This window comes from Streptomyces sp. NPDC003393 (assembly GCF_053589015.1).
On record NZ_JBSFRB010000084.1, the window covers coordinates 1 to 7,936 of the forward strand.

The window sequence follows — 7,936 nt, forward strand, 5'->3', positions numbered from 1 at the left end:
GGGGGCGGCCACGCACCCCCCCACCCCCCCCCCCGCCACCGGCATGTCCGCATACGTTCGTCCCGTTGTGAGCCGCCGATGCGACGGCGGCTCCCCGTACGGCGGAGACGGAAGAGATCGGGGGTGCGCGCGTGCGCATCGGGCTGATTACGGAGGGTGGCTATCCGTATGTGAGCGGTGACGCCGGACTCTGGTGCGAACGGCTCGTGCGCGGGCTCGGACAGCACGACTTCGACCTCTACGCACTCAGCCGCACCCGGCAGCAGGAGGACGAGGGCTGGGTCCCGCTGCCTCGGCAGGTCGGCAGGGTCCGCACGGCACCCCTGTGGACGGCGGAGGACGACGGCGTGCGGTACGGGCGCCGTGCGCGCCGGCGGTTCACCGAGTGCTACGGGGAGTTGGCGGCGGTCCTGTCCGGGGCGGCCGGCGCCGAAACCGGCGGCACGGAAGGCGGCGCGGAGGGCGACGCCGCCGGTGAGGCGGACCGTTTCGCCAGTGCGCTGTACGGCCTCGCGGAGCTGGCCCGGGACGAGGGCGGCCTCGTGGGCGCACTGCACTCGGAGACCGCCGTCCGGGCGTTGGAGAGCGCCTGTCGCGCGCCCGGCGCCATGCGCGAGGCGCGCGCGGCACGCGTACCCGATCTGCTCACGGTCGCCGCGCACCTGGAGCACGCCCTGCGCCCCCTCGCGCTCGACTGGTACGACGACGACGGTCTCGGCGCCGCCGACCTCTGCCACGCCGCGGCCGGCGGCACCGCGGCCCTGCCGGGTCTGCTCGCCCGTCACTTCTGCGACGTCCCGCTGCTGGTCACCGAGTACGGCGTGCCCCTGCGCTCGCACTACCTGGCCACCGGAGCCGACGGGACCGCTCCGGCCGTGCGGGCGCTGCTCGCCGCCTTCCACGGCAGGCTCGCCACCGAGGTCTACCGGCAGGCCGCCGTCATCACCCACGGAAACGCCCACACCCGCCGCTGGCAGGAGCGCTGCGGCGCCGACCGCGCCAGGCTGCGCACCGTCCATCCCGGCATGGACGCCGCCGCGTTCGCCGAGGTCGGCGAGGCACCGGAGGCCGTCGACGCGGGCACGCTGGTGTGGGTCGGCCGGGTCGACCCGGCCAAGGACCTGGTGTCGTTGCTGCACGCCTTCGCCGAGGTCCGCAGGGCCGAACCGAAGGCCCGGCTGCGCATCGTGGGCGGGGCGTCCGGTCCCGACGGGGTGGCATATTTGGGCCACTGCAAGGCGCTGGCCGCCCAGTTGTTCCCCGACGAGGCCGAAGGGCCGCACACCGTGGGCGACAACCCGGTGTCCTTCGAGGAGATCGGCGCGCCCGAGGCCCCGACCCTCGCCGACGCGTACGCCTCGGGCGCCGTGACCGTTCTGTCGAGCGTCGTCGAAGGCTTCCCGGTCGGTCTGGTCGAGGCCATGTTCTGCGGCTGTGCGACCGTCTCCACGGACGTCGGCGCGGTCGTCGAGGTCATCGGCGGTACGGGGCTGGTGGTGCCCCCGCGCAATCCGCGGGCGCTCGCCGAGGCGTGCGTGACGCTGCTGCGCGACCCGGAACGCCGCGCACGCCTGGGCGCCGCCGCGCGCGCCCGCGCCCTCGAACTGTTCACCGTCGAGCAGAACATCGCGGCGTTCCACGGCATCTACCTCGAGATCGTCTCGCGCTGCCCGGTCCGACGCGTCGTCCTGAACAAGTCCGGCGATCCCCTCCCGTTCGCCTCCCCGGCCGAGGCCCACGTCCCCGGCCACTGGACCGGCCCGGCGGCCCCGGCGCACCCCGCTGATCCAGCAGCCCCCACTGCCGCGGAGGCCTCGACCGGCTCGGCAGCACACCGCTCCGGCCCCGCCTGGGCGAACAGCGCCTCCGTCCGGCCCGCGGCCCCGACGCCCAGCACGGAGGCCGCCCGATGACCCCTCCCGGAGAACCCGGCCGCCCGGTCACCCCGGCCACCCCGAAGCCACGCCGCGCGGCGCCCGACCACACCGAGCGGTCGCACCCGGAAGCCGGCCCCGGTGAGCGGGATCGCCCCGTCCCGGCCGTCGGCCCGGACCCGGACTCCACCTCCGGCCCGCACCCGCGATCCACTGCCGGCCCGGACTGGGCCTCCGGCCTCGGGGAGCCGCCGCGCTCCGGCGCCGGCGCGAGTGCCGGTACGACGGCCGGCGCTCCTGCCGGTGGTGCGTCGCCCGACTCCGGGGCCGCCTCCGAGCGGCGGGTGTCCGGTGCCGTCCGGCGCGGTGCCGTCGATCCCGTCAAGGCGCTGATGCACCGTCACCGCGACCTGTGCGAACGGGCCGTCGACCCGCTGGAGATCGCGGCCGGTCTGGAGGCGCACGGCGTCACCGACCGCACCGCCGCCCGCTTCCGTCACCGTGACGTCTTCTCGCTGGCCGAGGAGATGTACGCCCGCGTCTCCCGCGCCCCGGAGACCTCGACGGCCCCCGCAGCCGCCGACGTACCCGGGATGGCGGTCGACCGGGTCGTGCTCAGCCTGCTGCCCGGCGCCCTGTGCGCGGCAGCGGTGGCCGGGCTGCGCCTGACCGAGGGGCGGACACGCCTGGCGGTGGCCGTGGCCGGAGTCCTCGCCGTGGCCCTGGGCGTACGCGCCCTGCTCCATCGCGGCCCCCTGAGCACGCTCGGCCACACGCCGGCCGGCACCTCCGCACCCGGGACACGCGCCTGGACGTACTGGCTGATCGCCTACGCCGTCCTCGGTGACGGCCTGCTCGGCGCGGCCGTCACCGGCGGCCCCGACGGACTTCCCGACGGCACCGCGACCGGCCCCTGGCCCGTTGCCGTCGCTCCCGTCCTGGCCCTCGCGCTCGGCTGCGCCCCGGCGGCCTGGGCAGCACACCTCTTCGCCGTACGCGCCCGGCGCCGACTGGCGGTCAGCCGCGGTCTGGAGGAGTTCGCCGCGTCCGTGCGCCCCCTGCTCCTGGCCGCGTTCGGACTGTTCCTGGGAGCCCTGGCCGCCCTGCTCGCCGTCTGCGGCACCGTCCTGCACCAGGCCGCCGGCCCGGCCCAGGCCCTGACGCTCGGCGCGCTGCTGCTGCTCGCCCGCCTCCTCACCATGCACGGCTTCACCCATGCCCCGGCCGTGGCCCTGCGGGCAGCGGCCACGGTCGAGGCGGTCGCCCAGGCGAGCGTCTTCGCCGCCCGCCTTCCCGGCTGCGGGCCCCTCGCCACCCCGGTCGACAGCCTGGTCGCCGCCTGGGGCCCGGGCTGCGTCCCCGCCCTCGCGTGCGGCACCGCGGCCCTCGCCCTCCTGGTCCACGCGACCCGGACCCTCAGCAGGGCCTCGGCGCACGCCCGAACGGAGGGACAGCCGTGACGTACACCAGGCCGACCCCGCACAGCCCCGCCCGCCCGTGGCCCGCCTCCGGCCGGAACCGGGGCGTCACGGGCGCCGCGCGGTGCGGCACGCACCCACACCGACGTACCGCAGGACGCGATCGCACCAGGTCGGAGCCGCAGGCAGCCGGCCTGCCGGCCACGGGCGTCCGGCCGCACAGCCGGAGCCGAACGCACCACCCTGTTGAAGGAGAACACCACATGACCACCGCCCGATCCGGAGCGTCCGGAGCATCCGGAGCCACCGGAGCGCACACCCCGGGAGCCGCCCGATGAGGGTTCTGCTGATCGGAGCCAACGGATACCTCGGCCGCTTCGTCGCCGACCGCCTGCTCGCCGACCCGGCCGTCCAGCTCACCGCCCTCGGCCGCGGCGACGACGCCGACGTCCGCTTCGACCTCGCCACGGGCAGCCCCGGCGCCCTCACCCGCTTCCTGGACGCGGTGCACCCGGGGGTCGTCATCAACTGCGCCGGCGCCACCCGTGGCGGCGCCCGCGAACTCACCCGGCACAACACCGTCGCCGTCGCCACCGTCTGCGAAGCCCTGCGACGCAGCGGCTGCGGCGCCCGCCTGGTGCAGATCGGCTGCAGCGCCGAGTACGGCCCCAGCCAGCCCGGTTCCTCCACCGCCGAGGACGCCGTGCCGCGCCCCGGAGGCCCTTACGGGGTCAGCAAACTCGCCGCCACCGAACTGGTCCTCGGCTCGGGCCTCGACGCCGTCGTGCTCCGTGTGTTCTCACCCGCCGGGCCCGGCACCCCGGCCGGCTCTCCGCTCGGCCGGCTCGCCGAGGCGATGCGCCGCGCCATGCAGTCCGGCGACGGGGACCTCAAGCTGGGCGGGCTGGGCACCCAGCGCGACTTCGTCGACGTACGCGACGTGGCCCGTGCCGTGCACGCCGCCTCGCTCTCGGCCGCTCAGGGCGTCATCAACATCGGTTCGGGGCGCGCCGTCCGGCTGCGCGACGCCGCCTCGGTCCTCGCCCGCGTGGCCGGATACGGCGGCGCGCTCCATGAACTCGACGCCCCGCACGGCAGCCACCTCAGGTCCTCGATCGGGCACCCCCGCACCGACCCGGAGCACCCTTCCCCGGCCGCGTACCCGTACCCCGACGGTTGCGGCAGCTGGCAGCAGGCCGATGTGCGCACCGCCCGGGACCGGCTCGGCTGGCGGCCCCGGATCAGCCTCGAAGAGTCCCTCGCCGACATCTGGATGGAAGCGGCATGCCGTATCTGACCAGCACTCCCCAGCCCTCGGGCACCGGCGTCCGCACCGGCCTCGGCGCCCCCGGCTGTGCCCACCCCCTGCTCGCCCCGGCCGAGTGGAACACGCTCACCCGGCCGGGCACGCCCCTGCACTGGGTCGTCCTCGACGTCGCCGACGGCCCCGGCGTCCAGCCGGACCCGCACTGCCTGGACGTGGTCGGACGCCTGCACAACGCGGGCGTCCGGGTCCTCGGCCGCATCGACGGCGCCTACGGTGTGCGGTCGCGGATCGACGTGATCGCCGACGCCCACCGCTACCTGGAGTGGTACCGGGCCGACGGCTTCCTCCTGGACCGGTGCCCCGTCGACCGCACCGGGCTGCCCGAGACCCGTCGCACGGTCACCTCGCTCCGGACGCTGAGTGACAATGCCCACATCGTCCTCGGTCACGGCGCCCATCCGCATCCCGGCTACGCCGAGAACGCCGACCAGTTGGTGACGTTCAGCGGGGCCTGGAGCGACTACCGCTTCTCGCAGGCGCCGGAGTGGACCGCGGACTATCCGCCCGAGCGGTTCTGCCACTTCGTGCACGGTGTGCCGCGCGGTCATCTGGAGGAGGCGCTGCGCATCGCCCGCTGGCAGGGTGCGGCGACGATCTGGCTCACCGACCGCACGGACCGCGGTGGCCGGAGCGACGCGTGGGAGAGCCTGCCCGGCTACTGGGACGAAATCGTCTCGCGTGTCGGACCAGGTGTCTCGGAATGAAGAAGGCCGTGGCAGTGTTACCAGGAGAACAACCGTAGTGATAGACCGACCAACGGAGTCCCCGTGTCGCTGCCACCCCTGGTCGAGCCAGCTGATGAGCTCACCGTAGACGAGGTCCGCAGGTACTCCCGCCACCTGATCATCCCGGACGTGGGGATGGACGGGCAGAAGCGGCTGAAGAACGCCAAGGTGCTCTGTGTGGGCGCCGGTGGCCTGGGCTCGCCGGCGCTGATGTACCTGGCCGCGGCGGGCGTCGGCACGCTCGGCATCGTGGAGTTCGACGAGGTCGACGAGTCGAACCTGCAGCGTCAGATCATCCACAGCCAGTCCGACATCGGCCGCTCCAAGGCCGAGTCCGCGCGCGACACCATCCAGGGCATCAACCCGTACGTGAACGTCGTCCTTCACGAGGAGCGGCTCGAGGCCGACAACGTGATGGACATCTTCAGCCAGTACGACCTGATCATCGACGGCACGGACAACTTCGCGACCCGTTACCTGGTCAACGACGCGTGCGTGCTGCTGAACAAGCCGTACGTCTGGGGTTCGATCTACCGCTTCGACGGTCAGGCCTCCGTCTTCTGGTCGGAGCACGGCCCCTGCTACCGCTGCCTCTACCCCGAGCCCCCGCCCCCAGGCATGGTTCCCTCCTGCGCCGAGGGCGGCGTCCTGGGTGTGCTGTGCTCGTCCATCGGGTCCATCCAGGTCAACGAGGCCATCAAGCTCCTGGCGGGCATCGGCGAGCCGCTGGTCGGCCGCCTGATGATCTACGACGCCCTGGAGATGCAGTACCGCCAGGTCAAGGTCCGCAAGGACCCCAACTGCGCGGTCTGCGGTGAGAACCCGACCGTCACCGAGCTCATCGACTACGAGGCCTTCTGCGGCGTCGTCTCCGAGGAGGCCCAGGCGGCGGCCGCCGACTCCACGATCACTCCCAAGCAGCTCAAGGAGTGGATCGACGACGGCGAGAACATCGAGCTCATCGACGTCCGCGAGCCGAACGAGTTCGAGATCGTCTCCATCCCGGGCGCTCGTCTCATCCCGAAGAACGAGTTCCTCATGGGCACCGCCCTGGAGAGCCTCCCGCAGGACAAGAAGATCGTCTTGAACTGCAAGACGGGTGTCCGCAGTGCGGAAGTCCTCGCCGTACTGAAGTCCGCGGGCTTCGCCGACGCTGTCCACGTCGGCGGCGGCGTCATCGGCTGGGTCAACCAGATCGAACCGCACAAGCCGGTGTATTAAACAGCGGTCTCGCTGACCAGCGGGACTGAAGAAGCCCACGGCCCTGACCAGCTCAGATGCCGTGGGCTTCTGTCGTTGCTGGTCGGCGTCGGGTGACCTCGCACGGCCCGGAGACGGCCCGGCGTCAGCGTGATTGCAGGCGTCGTACCCTCCTCGGGTGGACGACTCCTGTTGCTTCTGCCTCCTGTGTGCCCCTCCTCGGGATGGCCCGGCCTGGGAAGAACGTGATGGCCGCATAGCCGCAAGCGTTTCCGAGTTCGGCTGGCACGTGATGGGTGTCGGCGCCGGGGGCGATGCGCCGGCGGACTGGGCCTACTCGATCGGCCTGTGGCACACCCTGCGCAGCCCTGAAGTCTGCATCTTCGGCCTGCGGGTGGAGACGATGATGCCCATCCTCAACGTTGCAGGCGGAGAGATCCGTAACGGTCACCCACTGGAAGCCGACCAGGTGCGTGACGACATCCTGAAGGGCTACCCGGTGACCGTCCGGCCAGTCCACCCGAGTTGGTACCGGGACTTCTTCGGTGCCGGGATCGACTACTACCAGGCCCCTCCGCTTCCCGTCATCCAACTGTTCTGGCCGGACAAGGAAGGCCGCTTCCCCTGGGACGACCAGGCCGAGGAATACTGCCGCGCGAGCCAGCCTTTGCTGTGGGTCCCGAAGGAGGGAACCAGCGGACCGTGGGCTGATCTCGGCTGAGGCCGACGTTCGATCTTGGGCGGGGCGGCCTGGTGGCGAGGACCGCTTTAGGAGTTCGTTCTCCACCCGGTCCGACTGGGGCCCTCCTCGTGCACTGCTGCCGCACACGGCTGCTGGTTGTCGCCGCCGTCCGCTGCCCTTGATGTCACTCGTGGATGCCAGAACCCCGCGACCGCATGCGAGCATGTCGCCGTGATCGCCATTGACGTCAGCGAAGTGACCGACGAGCGCGCCCTGCACCTGCTTCTGAAACGGGAGCTGGGCTTCCCGGACTACTACGGCATGAACTGGGATGCCTTCTGGGACGCAATCACTGGCCTGGTCTGGATCCCAGGACACATGTGCTTCCTTGGCTGGGATCAACTCGCGGCCGGCGTTCCCCGCGGGGCCGCGATGCTTCGGCGGGCGCTCGACGACTACCAAGCCACGTACCGCCCGGAGTTCCTGGCTGAGTACGCCTAGCGATGAGCAATGTACTCATCCATCGGTAGATCACGACGCTCTGGGACCGGCGCTTAGAAGATGCGGGCACGCCTTGGTGGGCCGGGCTCATCGTCCCTTGCGGCGGCCTGCTCGGCCCGCCGACGGCGTTCCAGCAGCCAGTGCGGGAAGTAACTGCCGGGACCGGAGCTTGGGGACGGCGAGTTCGGACGGTGCCCGCTCGGGTGTCC

General features: G+C 72.6%; 7 protein-coding genes and 1 pseudogene. 7 read left to right on the forward strand and 1 reads right to left on the reverse strand.

Going from position 1 to position 7,936, the window contains the following annotated elements; translation table 11 throughout:
* The first annotated feature begins 131 nt into the window (after positions 1–131).
* From ACWDUZ_RS38175 to ACWDUZ_RS38205, 7 genes are all read left to right on the forward strand, one after another.
* Positions 132–1,913: a DUF3492 domain-containing protein gene (locus tag ACWDUZ_RS38175; protein WP_451636428.1), complete on the forward strand. Its 1,782-nt coding sequence runs from the start codon at positions 132–134 to the stop codon at positions 1,911–1,913.
* Positions 1,910–3,334: a hypothetical protein gene (locus tag ACWDUZ_RS38180; RefSeq protein ID WP_451636429.1), complete on the forward strand. Its 1,425-nt coding sequence runs from the start codon at positions 1,910–1,912 to the stop codon at positions 3,332–3,334. Before ACWDUZ_RS38175 ends, ACWDUZ_RS38180 begins: the two co-directional genes overlap by 4 nt.
* A gap of 292 nt (positions 3,335–3,626) precedes the next feature.
* Positions 3,627–4,589, forward strand: a complete 963-nt coding sequence (locus ACWDUZ_RS38185; RefSeq protein ID WP_451636430.1) for an NAD-dependent epimerase/dehydratase family protein — start codon at positions 3,627–3,629, stop codon at positions 4,587–4,589.
* Complete coding sequence (locus ACWDUZ_RS38190; RefSeq protein ID WP_451636431.1) at positions 4,577–5,323, forward strand: spherulation-specific family 4 protein; 747 nt, start codon at positions 4,577–4,579, stop codon at positions 5,321–5,323. The genes ACWDUZ_RS38185 and ACWDUZ_RS38190 overlap by 13 nt, the downstream gene beginning before the upstream one ends.
* A gap of 63 nt (positions 5,324–5,386) precedes the next feature.
* Positions 5,387–6,565 carry an adenylyltransferase/sulfurtransferase MoeZ gene (gene moeZ / locus ACWDUZ_RS38195; protein ID WP_358867004.1) on the forward strand — a complete coding sequence of 393 codons (1,179 nt, stop codon included), beginning with the start codon at positions 5,387–5,389 and terminating at the stop codon, positions 6,563–6,565.
* A gap of 157 nt (positions 6,566–6,722) precedes the next feature.
* Positions 6,723–7,265 carry a DUF4262 domain-containing protein gene (locus ACWDUZ_RS38200; RefSeq protein WP_451636432.1) on the forward strand — a complete coding sequence of 181 codons (543 nt, stop codon included), beginning with the start codon at positions 6,723–6,725 and terminating at the stop codon, positions 7,263–7,265.
* Between the two features lie 192 nt (positions 7,266–7,457).
* Positions 7,458–7,727, forward strand: coding sequence for a barstar family protein (locus ACWDUZ_RS38205; RefSeq protein ID WP_451636433.1), 270 nt, complete (start codon positions 7,458–7,460; stop codon positions 7,725–7,727).
* 104 nt (positions 7,728–7,831) lie between these two features.
* On the opposite strand, the pseudogene ACWDUZ_RS38210 reads toward ACWDUZ_RS38205, so the two are convergent.
* Positions 7,832–7,936, reverse strand: a pseudogene (locus ACWDUZ_RS38210) (transposase); the annotation flags it as partial.

Coding starts and splice junctions, on each gene's coding strand:
- ACWDUZ_RS38180 (WP_451636429.1), top strand. CDS start 1,910: ATGACCCCTCCCGGAGAACCCGGCCGCCCGGTCACCCCGGCCACCCCG.
- ACWDUZ_RS38190 (WP_451636431.1), top strand. CDS start 4,577: ATGCCGTATCTGACCAGCACTCCCCAGCCCTCGGGCACCGGCGTCCGC.
- ACWDUZ_RS38185 (WP_451636430.1), top strand. CDS start 3,627: ATGAGGGTTCTGCTGATCGGAGCCAACGGATACCTCGGCCGCTTCGTC.